The organism is Gordonia alkanivorans NBRC 16433 (assembly GCF_000225505.1).
GTDB lineage: Bacteria > Actinomycetota > Actinomycetes > Mycobacteriales > Mycobacteriaceae > Gordonia > Gordonia alkanivorans.
This window is the reverse complement of the sequence record NZ_BACI01000002.1, coordinates 13,180-31,051: the sequence shown is the minus strand read 5'-3', so window position 1 is coordinate 31,051 and position 17,872 is coordinate 13,180. Positions and strand designations below refer to the sequence as shown.

The following is a 17,872-nucleotide window of genomic DNA, read 5'->3' as shown; positions in this document are numbered from 1 at the left end:
ATGTGACGACACCACACCGACGCCCTCGGGCGGCGGACCGTAGTCCTCACAGGGAACGCAACAACCCCTGATATGCCTCCGTCGCGGCGTCGGCTTCCGGGCCGCGATCCCTGGCCTCACGGAGCGTGGTCAAGGCCGCCGCCGCGAGCGCCGCGAGCCGCTCGTAGTGCTGCTCGATCGCGGCGTACTCCCGCTGCTCGGGTTTCGGCGGCAGCTCGTCGTCGAGCCACCGCCGTGCCTCTCGCAACGCGACCTCGAGTCGATCTGTTCGCTGGGCGAGCTCGAATCCTGCGTTGTCCCAGTCGACCTGCGCCAGTACCGCGCGGATCTCGTCGAGACGTGCGCGCGCATGTTCGCCGCTGCACGAGGGGGCGGCCGTATCTTTCAGAACCGTACGGATGCCGGCGATGATCTCTGATGGTCGCGGTCTCATGACCGTCCTCCTGACCGATGTCCGGAACCGTCGAGCAGTCCGGTCTCGCGCAGCGCGATCAGCTCGATCCGGCGAGTGGGTCCGGCCGGACGGTCGGTCGCACCGTCGCAGAATGCCTTCACACCGGTCAGTGCGATGACGGCCAACCGGAGCGCGGTCATGACCTGCCAGAAGTGCAGCCGTTCGCGGTCCACCTCCAGCCCGGAGGTCTGCGACCACCGCTGTAGGAAATCGTCGAGTCCCCAGCGGTCGTCGACGAAGTGCTCGTTCCGGTAGACCGAGCACGTGTACCAGCCGAGGTCGTCGTGCGGGTCGCCCAGGTGGGCCAGTTCCCAGTCGAGGAGCCCACTGATGGCGCACCCGTGGATGAGGACGTTGGCGGGCCGGAAGTCGCCGTGGACCAGTCGAATCGGCGACGGAGCCGGCAGGTGTGCGCGCAGCCAGGCGATCGTCTCGCGGAGTGCCGGGTGTGGTCCGAGTTCGACGCCGTCGAGCTCGGCCTCCCACCGATCGAGTTCAGTGCGCCCGGGATCGTCGGGCGATTCCAGGATGCCGGGTATGCCCAGCGCTACCGGGTCCAGCCGGTGCACCCTACCCAACAGATCTGCCAGCGCTTCGGCGAGAGCGAGTCGTCCGGAAGATCCGAGCCGCAACGGATCACGGTCGCGCAGCACCGCGCGGTCGGCGCGGCCGACGAGACGGTCCACGACCATCGCCGGACGTCCCATCAGTGAGCCGTCGGGATCGAGCGCGTGGACGGCGGCGACGGGCAGCCCGGTGCCCGCCAGTCGGCGGAGCAGGTCGTACTCGACGTCGCGTTCGGTGTCGACGACTCCGCTCTGCGGCGCACGTCGCAGCAACAGCGGGCGACGGCGACCATCTGCGGCGATCGCCTCGAAGGCCCAGTTCTCCTGAGAACTGCCACCGCCGAGGCGGACCGGGTCGTCGGCGTCGGTGAACCCGGTGCCGTCGAGGAGTTCGAGCAGCCCCGGACGCAGTCCGGTCATCGCGAATCCGACCGTGATGCGCGCGGCGGAGGCAGTGCCTCCTCGTAGCGGCCGTACCCGGGCAGCACCATGTATTCGATGACGCCGTAACCGACGTCGTCGCCGTGACGCACCTCGACGAGGTGATCCGATCCCGCTTTCGCGTAACGGTAGAAGTTGTCGCGGTCGGTGAGGTCCCACTCGTCGTGCTCGGCGGTGAGTTCTCCGCGCCACTGACCCTGCCGCCAGCCGTTCCAGCCCTCATAGCCGCCGCCGCGCAGGTGAGCCCGCCCCTTGCACGCGGTGATCTCGAGCTCGGTGGTCTCGCCACCGAGCAGGGTCAGGACAACGCGTCCGCCGAGCAGGGTCGGCGCCGCGGCGTCTTCCGCCCACTTGAGGTCGTGGTCGACGGCGACGATCGGCGGTAGTTCCCGGTTGTCGCCGGGTGGGCGAATCGCACTCGCCGACAAATGAACCGGTTCCCCCGGACGCGACTCCTGCAGGTACATGTGCACGGCGAGGTCCGGCAGTTGCAGCGGTGCGAACATCAGCATCTTCCACTCCGGCCGCTCCCCCGGCGGTTGCCCTTCGGCACGAGGCAGCGGTCGGGTCCCCCAGGAGTGGTCGCGTTCGGCCCACCAGCGGTCGGGCGTCACCTCGATACGGCGGCCGTCGGGGGTGACGATCCAGCCGCGCGCCCGGCCGTGCTGGACGTAGCGGATGGCGTCGTAGGTCGCACGCGCGCGACTGATCTGGAAGAACCTTCCCTCGAGCATGGGCTCGAAGGTCGCCTCGAAGGTGATGTCGAAACGCAAGCCGGAATCATTGTCGTCCAGGGTGAACCGAAGTTGCGCAAGGGGTTCGACGATCTCGCAGGACAGGGGTCCGACGGTCATGCCGTGGCTGTCGGGCAGCAGGGTCCGGGACAGCCGTAGGTTGGTCTGCCGCTCGCCGCTGGAGAAGCAGGCGAACGCCTCCATGACATCCTGGTTCGGGTACCGCCCCAGCCCGAGGGTGAGGACCGTGTCGCCTGATTCGGTGTCCTGGAAGCTGACCCAGTAGCGCTCGCGCCACGACGGGTCACTGGTCGCCACCATGGCGTGGGTCAGTGCGGTTTGGTGGGTGAAGTACTCGTCAGCCGGGCTGAGGAACATCGGTCATCCTTCCAGGCCGGCGGCGATGAAGTCTGCCTTGATGGCCTTCTTGTTCAGCTTCTCCCCGGCGAGGGTGGGGAGCGGCGTGTCGTCGATCCGCCAGTGGGTGGGGACCTCGAAGTACGCGAGCGTGGTACGACAGTGCGCGACCAGGTCGTCGACGCTGACCGGCTCTGCGGCCCGGTGGGTCACCACCGCGGCCAGTTCCTCGCCGAGATCGTCGTGCGGCACACCGAAGACGGCGGCCTCGACGATCGAGGGATGTCCGAGGATCGCCTTCTCGATGTGGGCGCAGGCGATGTTCTCGCCGCCCCGGATGACGATGTCCTTGCTGCGGCCGTCGAGGTAGAGATAGCCGTCGGGATCGAGGTGACCGAGATCGCCGGTGTGCAGCCAACCCTCGGTGTCGACGGTGCCGTCGTCGAGACCGACGTAGCCGAGCATCACCGTGGGAGCACGCACGAGCACCTCCCCGATGCCCCGATCGTCGGGGGCGTCGATGCGGACCTCGACGACGGGGTACGGTCGGCCGACCGTACCGGGCCGTTCGGTGAGGTCGGCGTTGCCGGCGACCGTCATGAAGCCGCCGGTCTCGGTCATGCCCCAGGTGTTGGCCAGACCACGCCGCTTGAGCTGCGGCAGCTTGGTGGTCATCCGGTCCAGCAGAGCCGGGGGCAGCGGTGCGCCGCCGAGCGGGAACGAGCGCAGGCTCGACAGGTCGTGGGCGTCGAAGTCGGGATGCTCGAGAAGCCGGATGGCCATGGTCGGGACGCCGCCCCAGGTCTGCACCCGCTCGGCTTCGATGAGTCGGAGGATCTCACCGGCGTCGAACTTGCCGGCCGTCATGACCATTCGGCCGCCGATGAGGAGGTTGGTCAGGATGTTGGACACCCCGCCGATGTGGAACAGCGGGGTGCACACCAGAGCAACCTGCTGCGGTGTGTCCGGCGCGAGGTTGTGCGGCAGGCGACGGGAACGCACCAGCAGGTTCTGCTGGTTGGTGATCACCGACCGCGACGACAGCGCAACGGCTTTCGGGGCACCGGAGCTACCCGACGTGAACAGGATCAGGGCGGGGTCGTCGAGGTCGACACCGTCGGTGGGCTCGTGCGGCACCGGGTTCGTCCAGCAGGCGGTGAGGTCGGCGATGGATCGCACGACGATACCGACGTCGCCGAAGAGCTCAGGAGTGTCGGTGAGCACGAGGACCGGTGCGGACACCTCGATGGCATGCCGGGACTCATCGGCACTCCACCAGCGGTTGGCGTACACCGGCACCGCGCCGAGCCACCACACCGCGCAGGTGGCCAGCGCGAACTCCGGACGGTTGTAGCTGTGTAGCATCACCCGGTCGCCCCGCGAGACACCCAGGGCGGCAAGGTATGCGGCCGCCGCCGGGATCGCCGCGTGGAACGCGGTGTGACCGATTCGCATGTCACGCTGCACCAGGAAGTCGCGTTCATTCCACGGGCCGGCGGTACGCAGAAGGTCCACCAGAGAACCGGGAGCCTTCGCATAGATACGCCCCGGATGACCGGCGTAGGCAGCCTCGACGACCTCCTCGCCCCACACCAGGTCCCGAACGGTCTCGGCGCTCATGCTCCCTCACTCTCCCGCACCATTCCGGCGCTAACTCAATAGTAGATTACTAGAGTATTTATTACTAGATCTATTGGGCTCGGCGCGCCCGTTTCTGCCCGGAGTCAGGTTCCCGACCAGTTCCCGGGGCGCTTCTCCTTGAAGGAGTTCACCGCTTCGACGACGTCATCGCTGCGGTTCGACAACGCCTCGAGATAGAAGCCCGCGTCCAGCACCTGATCGGTCTGCTGGGACAGGACCCTGTTCAACGCCCGCTTGGTCAGCTGGGTGGCGATCGGCGGCAGACTCCCGACCTGACCGGCCAGTTCCAACGCCCGGGGACGCAGCTGCTCGTCGGACTCGACGAGGTCGGTGGCGAGGCCCAGCTCGACCGCCTCCGGTCCCGTGAGGGGCTCGCCCCAGAGCAGCTTCCGCTTCGCCCGGGCCAGGCCCGCACTCAGCGGCCATGTCACCGCTCCCCCGTCACCGGCCACCAGCCCCATGTGGACATGTGGGTCGGACAGCTTCGTCTTCGGCGCGACGACCACGGCGTCCGAGGTGAAGACCAGACTGGTCGCGACCCCGAAGCTGCTGCCCTGCACGGCCGTCACCAGCGGCTTCGGGAAGTCCGCGAAGGCGCGGAACAGCCGTCGCCCGTCGTCGACGCCGCGCAGCAGCACGTTCAGATCGGCGTATCCGGCCAGAATCGTCTCCATGTCGCCGCCGGCGGAGAAATGCCGTCCGGTCGAGGTCCACGCCACCGCGCGGACCTCGGTGTCACGGGCGAGGTCGGTCAGCACACCGGGCAACTCGTTGACCAGTTCGTCGTCGAAGGCGTTGAGGCGGTCGGGTCGGTCTAGACGCAGCTCGGCGACATGTCCGTGCCGCTCGACGGTGACTGTCCGGTAACTCATGACTCTCCTCGCGGGTGGTATGGCACGTCTCAGATTCGTTCGACGATGGTCGCGGTCGCCATGCCCCCGCCGGTGCACATCGTCACCAAACCTGTTGTGAGGTCGCGTCGTTCGAGCTCGTCGACGACGGTCTGGAGGAGCATCGCCCCGGTGGCCCCGATCGGGTGCCCCAGCGCGATGGCGCCACCGTTGACATTGACCCGGTCGGGGTCGATCGCCAGATCCCTGATGACCTTGAGAGGAACGGCGGCGAACGCCTCGTTGATCTCCCACAGGTCGATGTCGCCCACGCTCATCCCGGCCTGGCGGAGGCACTGCTTCGACGCCGGTCCTGGAGCAGTGAGCATGATGACGGGCTCGGCTCCGAGGACAGCACCGGTGACGATGCGGGCCCGCGGGGTCAGGCCGTGTGCCTTGGCGTAGTCGTCGGAGGCCACCACCACTGCCGCAGCACCGTCGACGACTCCGGAGGAGTTGCCGGCGTGGTGGACGTGCTGGATCTCGCCGACTTCCGGGTACACCTCGCGGCACATGTCGTCGAAGGAGCGGCTGCGGTCGTCGCGGGGTTTCGCACCCGAACGCGCGAACGAGGCCGGCAGCGACGCCAGCGACTCCGCGGTCGTGCCCGGACGGACATGCTCATCGGCGTCGAGCAGCACGGTGCCGGCGGCATCGGTCACGGGCACCAGACTCCGAGCGAAGCGGTTCTCCTTGATCGCGGTCGCCGCGAGTTCCTGGCTGCGCGCCGCGAAAGCGTCGACGTCGGCGCGGCTGAATCCCTCGAGCGTGGCGATGAGGTCCGCCGAGATCCCCTGCGGGACGAGCGGGTAGCGCTCGCGGAGAACCGGGTTGTTCGCATCGAGCGGCTGACCGTAGCTGTGCCGCGACATGGACTCGACGCCGCCGGCGACGGCAACGTTCTGCCACCCGGCGAGCACACCGGTGGCCGCAGCCATCACCGCCTGCTGCCCACCACCGCAGAACCGGTTGATCGTCACGCCCGGCACACTCACCGGCCAACCGGCGGTGAGGACCGCCGAGCGTGCGACGTCGTTGGCGTGGTCTCCGGCATGTTCGCCGTTGCCCATGATGACGTCGGCGACGTCATCGGCGTTCAGTCCTCGGTCGGTCAGTGCGCGGAGCAGCCCGCCGAGGAGCTCCTGGGGGTGCACGCCGTGCAACGCGCCCGACGGCTTGCCCTTACCGCGCGGCGTGCGGACGCCATCGATGATCCATGCTTCGGTCATGGGTTCTCCTCACAATCGGGGAAGCCGGCAATCGTGTTGCCAGCTTTCAGTTTTCGGGGATCAGGGGTCACAGGGGCGCCAGCGCGGGACTGACCGAGCCGACGCGGAGGGCGGCACCGAGTTCACGGTGCAGATCGACACTTCCACCGAGGAGCGGTTCGAGCGTGAGAGCTCGACGCAGGTAGCGATGGAAATCGTGTTCCCATGTGAAACCCATGCCGCCGAGGAGCTGCTGACAGACCTTGCGTGCGGTGGCGGAGGCACGCGTGCCGGCCGCCTTGGCCAGTGCCGCCGACGCCTCGCCGCGGTCTTCCCACGCCGCGTCGGCGGCCAGTTGTGCGACCTCGATCCAGAGGTGCACGTCGGCGAGTTGGTGTTTGACCGCTTGGAAGGAACCGAGCGCCTGACCGAACTGCTGCCGCGACGTGACGTGTTCCACCGTCATGTCGAGCATCGCGCGGCTTGCTCCGAGCAGCTCGTAGGTCAGGGCACGCCGGCCCGCCGCCACCATGAGCGGCCACGCCTGCGATGGGGTGTGCCCACTCGGCGAAAGTTGCTCGGTCACAGTGAATGTCCCGGTGAGGCGGGTCCAGCCGGCGGTCGGGTCGAGGGGATCGCCCGTCGGCAGCTCTGGTGTCTCGCACACCGCGAACACGATGTCGCCGTCGGACGCCGCAGGCACCAGGATGGGCCCGTCTCCGGCGGAGAGCACACCATCCACCACGACACGTTCACCGTCGTATCGGCCCGGCACGACGGACGAGCTGATGCGCGGCAGCACGATCCGGGTCGTGGTCGGGGAGTCGACACCTCCGGCACAGAGCATCACCGGGGTCAGCAGACTTCCGTGGGCCAGCGACCGGCCCCAGATCGGTAGCAAGGTAGCTACCGCGATGTCCTCCTGATCGGCGAGCAGTTCGTCCCAGCCGAACTCGGTGACCGCTTCGCGTGCTGCGGCGGGGTCGGCATCGACCGTCTGCAGCAGCGCTTCTCGGATCTGGCTGATGTCGTCGTCGTCCATGGAATCTCCAACCTCAACGGGGCAAGCCCAGTAGGCGTTCGGCAATGATGTTGCGCTGGATCTCGGCCGCGCCTCCGTAGATCGACGACGCCCGGCTGTAGAGATAGTCGTTGCGCCAGATGGCCCCATCGACCTCGATGTCCGGACTCTCGCCCGCTGGACCGCCGAAGACGATGTCCTCGGTCTTTCCGGCCAGCGCGATGTCGAAGAGGTATTTCTCGGCCGTCGACATGGCCAGCTTGTCCAGCGACGTCGTAGATCCCACCGGTTCGCCGGCCGACAGCCGGCGCACGGTGCGTCGCGACAGGAGTCTCAGTGCGGCGAGCAGTTCCAGCGATTCGCCGAGAACGGCGTCGTCGACGTTCGCCGACGGATCGGTGGCGAGGGCGTCGAGTCGGGAGCGTAACCAGATCTGGCGCTGCCAGGCCGCGGCACCCCGCTCGCCGGCGAGCACGTGCATGGCGACGGCCCAGCCGCAGTCGACCTTCCCGAGCACCCGCTCGTCGGGGATGAAGACGTTGTCGAAGAACAGTGAACAGAACTCGTCGTCACCGTTCATACTCCGCAACTGGCTCACCGTGATTCCCGGCGTGTCCATGTCCAGCAGGAACGCCGAGATGCCCCGGTGGCCCGAGTCCAGGGAGCCGGTCCGTGCCAACAGCAGACAGCGGTCGGCGAGCTGTGCCCAGCTCGTCCAGATCTTCTCGCCCGACACCCGCCAGCCGCCATCGGCCCGGACGGCCTTGAGGCGTAACGACGCGAGGTCGCTTCCCGCTCCGGGCTCCGAGAAGCCCTGGCACCACGTCTCTTCTCCGCGCAGCAATCGCGGGAGGACCGTCGCCGCCAGCTCGGTGGATGCGAACTCGGCGACGGCGGGTCCGAGCACCTCCTGGGTGGCGAAGGAGAACGGCGGCGGGTAGCCCGCGGCTGCGAGCTCCTCGCTGATGATGGCGCGCAGGATCGGCCGGCCACCGAGACCACCGGCCGACTCAAGCCAGCCCAGGCGGATCCAGCCCGCGTCGTACAGCATCCGCTGCAGTCGGCCGAGCCGTTCGAAGACCTCGGTGAGCTCGCCGCCGGTTTCGCGGAACTCCGCCAGGGATTCCCGGTTGTCGTCGAGCCAGGAACGGAAGCCGGTACGGGCCTCGTCGACGGTGTTCGGGACCGTCAGCAACTCTGCGGTGGTCATGGTGCAGCAACCTCGTTCTCGGTGAGGATTCCCCCGGCGAGACCCCCGGCATCCCAGTCCGCCAACACTTGTTCGGTGTCCTCGCCGGGCAGGCGGGGCGCGGACGGTGTCGCGGCAGGCGTCCGCGAGAATCGCGGTGCCGGGGCAGGTTGGCGAACCCCGCCGACATCGATGAATCCCGTTCGTGCAACGGCATGTTCACCGTCGGGCGCCTCTCCCGGCGCGAGTACCGGAGACACGCAGGCGTCGAGGTCGGCGAAGATCTCGGTCCATTCCCGGCGGGTGCGCGTCGCGAATGCGGCAGCGAACCGAGAGCGCAGCTCCGGCCAGCCGTCGCGGTCCATCTGGCCCGGCAAGCCCGGATCGTCGTCGAGATCCAGCCCCGTGAGCAGTTGCTGATAGAAGCGACGCTCCAGGGCGCCGACCGCCATGTAGCGGCCGTCCGCGGTCAGGTAGGTGTCGTAGAACGGGGCACCTCCGTCGAGGAGATTGGTACCCCGCTCGTCGGACCAGTGGCCGTCCGCCCGCACCCCGTGGACGAACGAGGTGAGCAACGCCGCGCCGTCGACCATCGCCGCATCCACCACCTGTCCCCGACCGGAAGTCGACCGCTCGTGGAGTGCGGCGAGAATGCCGACCGCCAAGAGCATTCCGCCACCGCCGAAGTCGCCGATGAGATTGAGCGGGGGCAGCGGCCGTTCACCGGCTCGCCCGATCGGCTCGAGCGCCCCGGCGACCGCGATGTAGTTGATGTCATGGCCGGCACGAGCAGACAGCGGGCCCTCCTGGCCGTAACCGGTCATCCGGGCGAAGATCAGACCGGGATTGACGACGGCGAGATCGTCGGGCCCGAGTCCCAGGCGTTCCATCACGCCCGGACGGAAACCCTCCACCAGGACATCGGCGTTCGCGGCCAGGCGACGCACGGTCGCGACACCTGCCGGGTTCTTGAGGTCGGCGACGACTGAGCGGCGCGACCGCACCAGCGGATCGTTGGGCCGCCGCGGGGTGCGGCCGGGTTTGGCCGGCCGGTCCACAGTGACCACGTCGGCACCCAGGTCGGCCAGCATCATGCAGGCGAACGGAGCTGGTGCCGCACTGGCGATCTCGAGCACCCGTACACCGGTGAGCGGTCCGGACATCAGCGCTCCTTCTCGGCTTCGACGGTCACGGTCGCGGGAGTCATGCCGCCGGGGCTTCCAGCACGTGGATGGCGCATGCCGATGCCAGGCCGATGACGTGGGTCAGGCCGACCTTGGCGCCCTCGATCTGGCGGTCGCCGGCCTCACCGCGCAGATGGGTTGCGACCTCGTACAGATTCGCGATGCCGGTGGCCCCGATGGGGTGCCCCTTGGACAACAGACCGCCGGACACGTTCACCGGTATCCGGCCATCCCGCATCGGGGCGCCGGAGTCGATGAAGTCGCCCGCGCCACCCGGTTCACACAGTCGGAGGTTGTCGTAGTGGATCAGCTCTGCGGTGGCGAAGCAGTCGTGTAGCTCGACGAGATCGAGATCATCGGGGCCGATGCCGGCGATCTCGTAGGCCTGGTCGGCCGCGAGCCTGGTCAGGGTGTTGACGTCGGGCTGCACCTGGCCGCCGTCGACCCACGGATCCGAGGTCATCACGGAGGCACTGATCTTGACCGCGCGGCGTCGGACGTCGGGGTCGAGGGTCTTGAGCTTGGCATCGGAGACCAACACGACCGCAGCGGCACCGTCACCGGTCGGGCAACACATCGGCAGCGTGTTGGGATGGCTGATGACCTCGGCGCCCATGACTTCGTCGAGGGTGAACTCTTTTCGGTACTGCGCCAACGGGTTCAGGGTCGAGTGGAGGTGGTTCTTCACCGCGACCTTCGCGAACTGTTCGGCGGTGACGCCGTGGGCGAGCGCGTACTCGGTGCCCGCCTGCGCGAAGACACCCGGCATCAGACCGGTACCGAGGAGGCCCTCGGTCTTCACCACTGCTCCGTAGCGGCCCTTGGGAGTGAAGATCTTCTTCTCCCCCGCCTTGCGGGCAGCACCGCCGAGCATGCCCATCTTGCCCATCTTCTCGACACCGACGGCCAGCGCCATGTCGCACTCGCCGGCCTTGATGCCCATCATCGCCACGCGGACCGCGGTCGCCCCGGTGGCACACGCGTTGACGACGTTGTAGACGGGGATGCCGGTCTGACCGATCTGCTTCTGCAGACGCTGGCCGTTGTGGGAGTTCGCCTCGTAGACGTTGCCCAGGGCCAGCATTCCCATGTCGGCCATGGTCTGACCGGAGTCAGCCAGCGCGTCGAGCGACGCGGTGGCCGCCAGGTCGAGCAGATCCTGGTCGGCGAATCGACCGAACTTCGTCATCGACGTGCCGATGATCCAGACGTTGTCACTCATGCTCATGCTCCGATCGGTTCAAATCCGAAAGCGACGGCGACGGTTCCGTCGTCATCGGTACCTGCCTCGAAAGTCGCCAACCGGACCTTCATCTCCGGCCGGATGCCGTCGGCCTCGGTGACGCCCAGCAGATTCGCCTTGACGACACCCCCGCCGGTCAGCTCGACCACCGCAGAGGTGAACGGACCGTTCTTCGCACCGCGCTGGACGATCGTGTACGCGCGAAGGACGCCTTCGGTGGCGAGCGGCCGGGACTCGAAGTCCGTGGCAAAGCACTTGGCGCACGCGTTGCGACGGTCGAAGTAGAGGGCTCCGCACTGCACACATGCGTTCGCGACCAGATGCGGTTGGTCTCCCAGCACCAGGTAGTCGACCGCCGGAATCGTCTGCGTCATCTCGCGCCTTTCGAGGGATGGATGCCAGGTCAGGAAAACCTGGCCGACTAAACTGTATAGTACTAGAGTATTTACTACACGACCATCTCGACCACAACCGCGAATCAGGAGACGCCATGTCGCAGTCGCAACCCTTCGATCCGAACGCGCTGGGAGCCACGAGCGAGCCCAGAACCGTCCGGTGGACCTCGCGCGATTGCATGCTGTACGCGCTGGGTGTGGGCGCCGGTACCGACGACCTGCAGTTCACCACCAACAACACCAAGGGTGTCGAGCAGCAGATGGTGCCGACCATGCCGGTGACCCTCGGAGTCGACTTCAGCGTGCTCAAGAAGGCCGGTCGGTTCGACTGGACGAAACTGCTGCACGCCGAACAGCGAGTGGAGATCCTCGACGAGATCCCCGTCGAAGGCGAAGCGCAGGCCGTCACCGAGATCACCGAGATGTGGGACAAGGGCAAAGCGGCACTCATTGTCGCCCAGACCACCGGAACCGGCACCGACGGCCGTGCGCTGTGGCGCAGCTCAGCCGGTCTGTTCATTCGCGACGTCGGAGGCTGGGGCGGCGAACGCGGTCTCGCCGGGTCGAACTCGGCGACCACCGAGGCCCCCACCGATCCCGACCTCATCACCACGCTCACCTACGAGACGCGACCTGATCAGGCGCTGATCTATCGACTCTCCGGCGACTACAACCCATTGCACTCGGATCCGGCGTTCGCGGCCCGCGCCGGCATGGACCAGCCGATCTTGCACGGCCTGTGCACCTTTGGCTTCGCCGGCCGCGCGGTTCTGGACGTGGCCGGGCCCGACGCAACCCTGACGTCGATGTCGGCACGGTTCGCCGGACCGGTCTGGCCCGGCGACACGCTCACCGTCGACCTGTGGCGTCCCGACGCGAGCTCTGTCGGCTTCCGGATGCGAGGACGCCACGACAAGGAGGTGCTCACCGGCGGCCTCGCAGGCGTGAAGTGAGAGCCTGACGACATCAGGTGACCGCCGCCGGCGAAGAGCCTTCCGGCGGCGGTCATGTGATGAGCGGTCCGACGGCCGATCAGCAAGTCTCCAGCATGATCACCTCGGGACCCACCGGGTCATCCCAGCAGCTTCGGCAGACGGTCACCGATGATCGACTCGGCCTCCGACACGATCGAGTCGACGACCTCACGACAGGACAGCACCTCGTCGATGAGCCCCTGAGCCTGTCCGGCCCACCACATCCCGCCATCCATGTTCCCGGCGTCGAGCACCTCGCGGCGACCACGCTCACCGGACGCGAGGTGCGCGACGTCGGCGAACGTCGCCCCCGGACGCGCCGAGATCTCGGCGATCTCTTCCGAGACCGCGTTGCGCGCGACCCGCGCAGTGTTGCGGAACTCCCTGAAAACGACGACGGTTGAACGCTCGTCGTTGGCGACGATCTGCTGCTTGACATTGTCATGCACCGGCGATTCGGTGGTTGCGACGAACCGCGTGCCCATGTTGACGGCGTCCGCACCCAGCGCGAGCGCCGCGACCAGGCCGGCACCGTCGGCGAAGCCGCCGGATGCGATGATCGGAATGGAGAGCTTCCGTGCGGCCGCGTTGATGAGTATCAGTCCCGGAACATCGTCCTCGCCGGGGTGTCCGGCGCACTCGAAGCCGTCGATGCTGATCGCATCGACCCCGAGACGTTCGGCTTTCAGCGCATGCCGGACGGCAACAGCCTTGTGGATCACCTTGACGCCGGCGGCCTTGAAGGCTGGCATGTGCGGTTCGGGATTGGCCCCGGCCGTCTCCACGATCTTGACCCCGCCGTCGATGATGGCGTCGCGGTACTCGTCGTACGGGACCGGATTCACCGTGGGCAGGATGGTGAGGTTCACGCCGAAGGGCTTGTCGGTCAACTCGCGAACCCGGCCGATCTCGATGGCGAGATCCTCGGGGGTCGGCTGCGTCAGCGCCGTCAGGAAGCCGAGAGCACCGGCATCGGCGACGGCCGCAATGAGGCCCGCCCTTCCGACGGCGGTCATCCCGCCGCACACGATCGGATGATCGATCCCGAAGGTCTCGGTGAAGCGTGTTCTCATCATCAACATCTCCTTGCCACAACGGACTCGACGACACCGTCGTGCGATTTGGGGTGCGGGTCGATGCTCCCGCCGACGGCTTCCCGAGCATCCACTAGTACTCTATACCTCTACTATTGTAGACTGGAGTATGACTGATCAGTCCAGACCTCATGGAAGCAGAGGAATTCATGGCCGCCGCCTTGTCCAAACCAGTCGTCGATCTCGGCATCGTGACCATGAACATCGATGAGATGACCTGCTTCTACCGCGACGTACTCGGCCTCCCCGAGCTCGATCGGATTCGCATGGGCGGCGTCTCGATCACCCGTTTCCAACTCGGCGACGCCCTCCTCAAGATGCTGGTGTACGACACCGCACCCGCCTCGACCGCGGCTGTCGGCGGCATCGGCGCGAGCACCGGGATTCGCTACCTCACCATCTCGGTGGACGATCTCGCCGAACTGCTCGCCGACTGCCGGGAGTCGGGAATCGCGTCGGTCCTCAAGGAGCCCTTCGAGGTCGAGTCGGGCACATGGATCGCCTTCGTGACCGACCCCGATGGCAACACCATCGAGTTCGTGCAGCGCGATGACGCCGCGTAGCCGAACCCAGCCATCGGTGGCCGGACCGCCCGCGGTGACGCCGTGACCTTCGCGGGTCGGCTCGCCCGGAAACGACCCACCGAGATCGCCCTACGCGACGACGACGAGTCCCTGACCTGGGCAGAGGTCGACCGGCGGCTGCGGCCGGCGGTGAATGCACTGGCGCGCGCGGAACTGGGTCCGCTGCGTCGGGTCGCGGTCATCGCATCGAACTCGGCACAGACCCTCCTGGCCCACGTCTCGTGCATCCTCGGTGGCGCGTCTGCGGTGGCGGTGAATTCACACCTGACGGCCACGGAGACGGCGCACATACTGGAGGATTCACAGGCGGAAGTGATCCTGTGCGACCAGCAGACAGTCCACGTTGCGGCCGAAGCGGCCCGTCTCGCCGGGATCCGCACGGTGGTCGCGTGGGGCGGCGACGCCGACCACCCGGCCGGGGTGAGGCCGTGGTCCGACTGGTGCGACGGTATGGACGAGCCGCCGACCGACATGCCACCGAGACGGACGCTGGTCTACACGTCGGGAACCACCGGTCGCCCGAAGGGCGTCGAACTGCCGTTCACGTCCTGGGTCGGCGGCGACAACATCGCCGAACACCTCGATGGACTCGGCCGGAACCACATGGTGCAATTCGGAAGACACCTCGTGGTCGGCCCGCTGTACCACTCCGGCCCGCTGACCGGCACACGCCTGTTCGCGGGTGGCACACCTGTCACCGTCACCGGCAAGTTCCGGGCCGAGTCGGTACTGACCGCCCTCGAACGCGACCGGATCGGCTCGACCATCATGGTTCCGACACACTTCCAGCGCCTACTCGCCCTCCCGGATGAGCGTCGTGCCGCCGCGGACCTCGCCTCGCTCCGACACGTCCTGCAGGTCGGCGCGAAGTGCCCCCTCCCGGTGAAGCGCGCCGTTATCGAATGGTTCGGTGACATCGTCTGGGAGAGTTACGGTGCCAGCGAAGTCGGCACCACCTGCATGATCAGCGCTACCGAGTGGCTCGAACGTCCCGGGTCCGTGGGCCGTGCGGTTCCACCGTTCGAAGCGTTCGTCGCCGGCACCGACGGCCGGCCCGCACCGCCGGGAACCGAAGGGCCACTGTGGTTTCTGGACACCAGCGGTCACGGCATCAACTACACCGACGGAACGCGCAGCGGGGAGCGCTTCACCCTCGGCGAGACCGGGCACATGGACGCCGACGGCTACGTCTGGATCACCGACCGACTCTCGGACACGGTGGTGTCCGGGGGTGTCAACATCTACCCTGCCGAAGTCGAGCAGGTACTGGCCGACCATCCGGCCGTCGCCGACGTCGCATGTTTCGGGGTTCCCGATGAGGAGATGGGCGAAAGTCTTGCAGCCCTTATCGTCCCGGCCGATCCCAGCGACCCCCTGAGCATGGCGGAGATCGAGCGCCACGCCCGAACCCGGTTGGCCGGCTACAAGATCCCGCGAAAGGTGTATCTCACCGACTCGCTGCCGCGCACGGCGGTGGGCAAGCTGGACAAGCGGGCGATGCGCAGACTCTCCGCCGGGGAAGCATCCGACGTCACCGAACTCGGCGCCCGGCAGCGTGTCCCATCGTGATCATCGCACCCAGGCGTGACCGGCAGACCGGGCCGGCCCCGACATTCCGCGGTCCTGCGACGTACGATCCTCGCGGAGGTCGGGTCTCCGAGAGTGTCGCGTCTCCCGCGATCACACAGACCCGTCCACTGTGCTGTTCCGATACTCAAGGCGTAGACTTTCATTTTCGGCCGACAGCGGAGACCAGGCCACAGGAGGCAGAGCAGTGACGAGCACGCAGAAGACGCCGGACACGATCACCGACCCGGTGGATTGGGCACGCCACTATTGGGAACAGCAGAAGCTCGACGGGGACGAGCAGCGCTTCCTGACGCTGACTTCCTTGCTGCGTTACCAGCGCATCGTCGCCGACGAGGTCGAAACCGAGCTGAAGAAGCACGGTCTCAACATGACCGACTATCTGCTCCTGATGACACTGCAACTATCCGAACACGGCACCCGTCTGATCTCCAGCCTGGCGCGCAACCTCATGGTGCACGCAACCACCGCGACGCTGGCGACCGACCGACTGGAGGCTCGCAAGCTCCTCGAGCGCAGCCCCCACCCCACCGACCGTCGTGCCACCTGCGTGACGATCACCCCCCAGGGCCGAAAGATCGTAGCCGCTGCCACGCGCGGCCTGACCGGCGTCGATTTCGGGATGACCGGCAGTACTCCGAAAGACGTCAAACGGCTCCGCGACGCGCTGACCGCCATGCGACAGGGCGCCGGGGACGCCTGAGAACCCGGGTGTGAAGCTCAGAAGGTGACCCGGCCGGATCAGTGCGCGCCCAGCGCGCACAGCAAGTCACCGCCTCGACACCGGAACCGGCCCGGTCGGTCCGCCGGGCTTCGTCTGGTGGCGGTGATCGTCGTGGCCGTCACCATCGCCGGCTGCGGCGGCGCCGGACCGGAGAGTCCCAGGCGCAGTGCGTCCTCGGCCCCGGTCTCGACGCCGTCCGTCGGGCCACCGGTCACCGACGTCACCCCGGCCGGTCTGGCCGACGCGGTCACCCTCGACCGCGTCATGGGGCACGTCCGAGCCTTCCAGCAGATCGCGGACAACCACGGCGGGACCCGCGCGTCGGGTACCCCCGGCTACGACGCCTCGGTCGACTACGTAGCCGGACTACTGCGCGGCGCCGGGTTCGAGGTCACGACGCCGGAGTTCAGCTACAAGCGCTACGACCTCGAGTCGGTGAAGTTCTCCGCCGACGGCCGCGACGTGAAGGGACACGTGCTCGAGTACTCGGTCGGGACCCGCGAGCCGGTCACCGCGAAACCGGTGACCGTCGCCGCTGCGGGGTGCGCACCCGCCGACTTCCCGGCCGACGTGCGCGGGGCCTTCGCGGTGATCACCCGTGGTGACTGCACCTTCACGGACAAGGCCCGCCACGCTCAGTCGGCGGGAGCGGTCGGAGTCGTCATCGTGAACAACGAGGACGGGCCGCCGTTCGGGTTGACCCTCGGCACCGAAGACGTGCCGGACATACCCGTTCTCGCAGTGGCACGCGACGACGCCGACCAGGTGCGCGAGGCCGAGCAACTGCGGCTGGAGGTCGACGCGGAGACCACCCCGATCACGACCCGCAACATCATCGCCGAGACCCGCACCGGGACGCCCGACGACGTCGTGATGGCGGGCGCCCACCTCGACAGCGTCGTCGAAGGACCAGGCATGAACGACAACGCGAGCGGCAGTTCGGCGGTCCTCGAGACGGCGTTGCGCCTCGGGTCGTCACCCCGGGTCCCCCACCGGATGCGCTTCGCGTTCTGGGGCGGCGAGGAGGACGGTCTGGTCGGCTCCCGCGAGTACGTCGGCGGTCTCGACGCCGCCGGACGACGCGCCCTCGCGCTGTATCTGAACTTCGACATGCTCGCCTCCCCCAACGGCGGGTACTTCACCTACGACGGCGACGACTCCGAACGCAAGGGCGCCGCGGCGGGTCCGGCCGGTTCCGACGGCATCGAACGCGTCTTCGCGAAGTTCTACGCCGACCGGGGAATCCAGCTGGGCGCGGCCGATTTCGACGGTCGATCCGACTACGGTCCGTTCATCGCGGTCGGTATTCCGGCCGGCGGCGTGGCAACCGGGGCCGAGCGGAAGAAGAGCGAGAAGGAAGCCGAGATGTGGGGCGGAGAGGCCGGGGTGGCCTTCGATCCGAACTATCACAGCCCCCGCGACACGATCGACAACATCAACACCGATCTGCTGGCCGTCAACGCCGCCGCGGTCGCCCACGCGGTGGCCGCCTACGCGCTCGCGACGAACGGTCCCGACGGCGTTCCGTCGGTCGAACGGCGGCAACGGACCGAAGGCTGACTCCGCCGTCACTGATTGAAAACCAT

At 67.7% G+C, this 17,872-nt stretch carries 17 protein-coding genes; 5 read left to right on the top strand and 12 right to left on the bottom strand.

The window, feature by feature from the left end; all coding sequences use genetic code 11:
- Nucleotides 1-46: 46 nt before the first annotated feature.
- From GOALK_RS00160 to GOALK_RS00110, 11 genes are all read right to left on the bottom strand, one after another.
- The gene (locus tag GOALK_RS00160) at nt 47-433 is read right to left on the bottom strand and encodes a hypothetical protein (protein ID WP_006356748.1); all 387 of its coding nucleotides are present in this window, start codon (nt 431-433) and stop codon (nt 47-49) included.
- On the bottom strand, nt 430-1,440 hold the full coding sequence (locus GOALK_RS00155) for a phosphotransferase family protein (protein WP_006356747.1): 1,011 nt from the start codon (nt 1,438-1,440) through the stop codon (nt 430-432). Before GOALK_RS00155 ends, GOALK_RS00160 begins: the two co-directional genes overlap by 4 nt.
- Nucleotides 1,437-2,573: an Rv3169 family protein gene (locus GOALK_RS00150; RefSeq protein ID WP_006356746.1), complete on the bottom strand. Its 1,137-nt coding sequence runs from the start codon at nt 2,571-2,573 to the stop codon at nt 1,437-1,439. Before GOALK_RS00150 ends, GOALK_RS00155 begins: the two co-directional genes overlap by 4 nt.
- A gap of 3 nt (nt 2,574-2,576) precedes the next feature.
- Complete coding sequence (locus GOALK_RS00145; RefSeq protein WP_006356745.1) at nt 2,577-4,172, bottom strand: class I adenylate-forming enzyme family protein; 1,596 nt, start codon at nt 4,170-4,172, stop codon at nt 2,577-2,579.
- Between the two features lie 104 nt (nt 4,173-4,276).
- On the bottom strand, nt 4,277-5,065 hold the full coding sequence (locus tag GOALK_RS00140; RefSeq protein WP_006356744.1) for an enoyl-CoA hydratase/isomerase family protein: 789 nt from the start codon (nt 5,063-5,065) through the stop codon (nt 4,277-4,279).
- A gap of 29 nt (nt 5,066-5,094) precedes the next feature.
- On the bottom strand, nt 5,095-6,312 hold the full coding sequence (locus tag GOALK_RS00135; RefSeq protein ID WP_006356743.1) for an acetyl-CoA C-acetyltransferase: 1,218 nt from the start codon (nt 6,310-6,312) through the stop codon (nt 5,095-5,097).
- 67 nt (nt 6,313-6,379) lie between these two features.
- The gene (locus GOALK_RS00130; protein WP_006356742.1) at nt 6,380-7,333 is read right to left on the bottom strand and encodes an acyl-CoA dehydrogenase family protein; all 954 of its coding nucleotides are present in this window, start codon (nt 7,331-7,333) and stop codon (nt 6,380-6,382) included.
- A gap of 13 nt (nt 7,334-7,346) precedes the next feature.
- Nucleotides 7,347-8,522 carry an acyl-CoA dehydrogenase family protein gene (locus GOALK_RS00125; protein WP_006356741.1) on the bottom strand — a complete coding sequence of 392 codons (1,176 nt, stop codon included), beginning with the start codon at nt 8,520-8,522 and terminating at the stop codon, nt 7,347-7,349.
- Nucleotides 8,519-9,664, bottom strand: a complete 1,146-nt coding sequence (locus GOALK_RS00120) for a CaiB/BaiF CoA transferase family protein (RefSeq protein WP_006356740.1) — start codon at nt 9,662-9,664, stop codon at nt 8,519-8,521. Before GOALK_RS00120 ends, GOALK_RS00125 begins: the two co-directional genes overlap by 4 nt.
- Nucleotides 9,665-9,704: 40 nt before the next feature.
- Nucleotides 9,705-10,913 (bottom strand): thiolase family protein, encoded by a 1,209-nt coding sequence (locus GOALK_RS00115; RefSeq protein ID WP_040003884.1) that lies wholly within the window; start codon nt 10,911-10,913, stop codon nt 9,705-9,707.
- Nucleotides 10,910-11,302, bottom strand: a complete 393-nt coding sequence (locus tag GOALK_RS00110) for a Zn-ribbon domain-containing OB-fold protein (protein WP_006356738.1) — start codon at nt 11,300-11,302, stop codon at nt 10,910-10,912. Before GOALK_RS00110 ends, GOALK_RS00115 begins: the two co-directional genes overlap by 4 nt.
- Before the next feature lie 116 nt (nt 11,303-11,418).
- Here GOALK_RS00110 and GOALK_RS00105 point away from each other — a divergent pair, with 116 nt between their 5' ends.
- Nucleotides 11,419-12,276 (top strand): MaoC/PaaZ C-terminal domain-containing protein, encoded by an 858-nt coding sequence (locus GOALK_RS00105; protein ID WP_006356737.1) that lies wholly within the window; start codon nt 11,419-11,421, stop codon nt 12,274-12,276.
- A gap of 119 nt (nt 12,277-12,395) precedes the next feature.
- Here GOALK_RS00105 and GOALK_RS00100 read toward each other — a convergent pair whose 3' ends face one another.
- Nucleotides 12,396-13,373, bottom strand: coding sequence for an NAD(P)H-dependent flavin oxidoreductase (locus tag GOALK_RS00100; protein ID WP_006356736.1), 978 nt, complete (start codon nt 13,371-13,373; stop codon nt 12,396-12,398).
- A gap of 149 nt (nt 13,374-13,522) precedes the next feature.
- On the opposite strand from GOALK_RS00100, the gene GOALK_RS23005 reads away from it, so the two are divergent.
- The 4 genes from GOALK_RS23005 to GOALK_RS00080 all read left to right on the top strand — a co-directional run bounded on the left by GOALK_RS23005 (nt 13,523) and on the right by GOALK_RS00080 (nt 17,846).
- Nucleotides 13,523-13,954, top strand: coding sequence for a VOC family protein (locus GOALK_RS23005; RefSeq protein ID WP_006356735.1), 432 nt, complete (start codon nt 13,523-13,525; stop codon nt 13,952-13,954).
- 42 nt (nt 13,955-13,996) lie between these two features.
- Nucleotides 13,997-15,544 carry an AMP-binding protein gene (locus tag GOALK_RS00090; protein ID WP_006356734.1) on the top strand — a complete coding sequence of 516 codons (1,548 nt, stop codon included), beginning with the start codon at nt 13,997-13,999 and terminating at the stop codon, nt 15,542-15,544.
- A gap of 205 nt (nt 15,545-15,749) precedes the next feature.
- A complete protein-coding gene (locus tag GOALK_RS00085; protein WP_006356733.1) occupies nt 15,750-16,265 on the top strand; it encodes a MarR family winged helix-turn-helix transcriptional regulator in 516 nt (171 codons plus the stop codon).
- A 123-nt stretch (nt 16,266-16,388) separates the two neighbouring features.
- On the top strand, nt 16,389-17,846 hold the full coding sequence (locus GOALK_RS00080) for a M28 family peptidase (protein WP_373278698.1): 1,458 nt from the start codon (nt 16,389-16,391) through the stop codon (nt 17,844-17,846).
- The last annotated feature ends 26 nt before the right edge of the window (nt 17,847-17,872 follow it).

What these genes read in the sequence shown, in the direction of transcription:
- GOALK_RS23005 (WP_006356735.1), top strand. Translation starts at nt 13,523, where the DNA reads ATGGAAGCAGAGGAATTCATGGCCGCCGCCTTGTCCAAACCAGTCGTC.
- GOALK_RS00140 (WP_006356744.1), bottom strand. Translation starts at nt 5,065, where the DNA reads ATGAGTTACCGGACAGTCACCGTCGAGCGGCACGGACATGTCGCCGAG.
- GOALK_RS00120 (WP_006356740.1), bottom strand. Translation starts at nt 9,664, where the DNA reads ATGTCCGGACCGCTCACCGGTGTACGGGTGCTCGAGATCGCCAGTGCG.
- GOALK_RS00115 (WP_040003884.1), bottom strand. Translation starts at nt 10,913, where the DNA reads ATGAGCATGAGTGACAACGTCTGGATCATCGGCACGTCGATGACGAAG.
- GOALK_RS00105 (WP_006356737.1), top strand. Translation starts at nt 11,419, where the DNA reads ATGTCGCAGTCGCAACCCTTCGATCCGAACGCGCTGGGAGCCACGAGC.
- GOALK_RS00110 (WP_006356738.1), bottom strand. Translation starts at nt 11,302, where the DNA reads ATGACGCAGACGATTCCGGCGGTCGACTACCTGGTGCTGGGAGACCAA.
- GOALK_RS00160 (WP_006356748.1), bottom strand. Translation starts at nt 433, where the DNA reads ATGAGACCGCGACCATCAGAGATCATCGCCGGCATCCGTACGGTTCTG.
- GOALK_RS00145 (WP_006356745.1), bottom strand. Translation starts at nt 4,172, where the DNA reads ATGAGCGCCGAGACCGTTCGGGACCTGGTGTGGGGCGAGGAGGTCGTC.
- GOALK_RS00155 (WP_006356747.1), bottom strand. Translation starts at nt 1,440, where the DNA reads ATGACCGGACTGCGTCCGGGGCTGCTCGAACTCCTCGACGGCACCGGG.
- GOALK_RS00125 (WP_006356741.1), bottom strand. Translation starts at nt 8,522, where the DNA reads ATGACCACCGCAGAGTTGCTGACGGTCCCGAACACCGTCGACGAGGCC.
- GOALK_RS00150 (WP_006356746.1), bottom strand. Translation starts at nt 2,573, where the DNA reads ATGTTCCTCAGCCCGGCTGACGAGTACTTCACCCACCAAACCGCACTG.
- GOALK_RS00135 (WP_006356743.1), bottom strand. Translation starts at nt 6,312, where the DNA reads ATGACCGAAGCATGGATCATCGATGGCGTCCGCACGCCGCGCGGTAAG.
- GOALK_RS00100 (WP_006356736.1), bottom strand. Translation starts at nt 13,373, where the DNA reads ATGATGAGAACACGCTTCACCGAGACCTTCGGGATCGATCATCCGATC.
- GOALK_RS00130 (WP_006356742.1), bottom strand. Translation starts at nt 7,333, where the DNA reads ATGGACGACGACGACATCAGCCAGATCCGAGAAGCGCTGCTGCAGACG.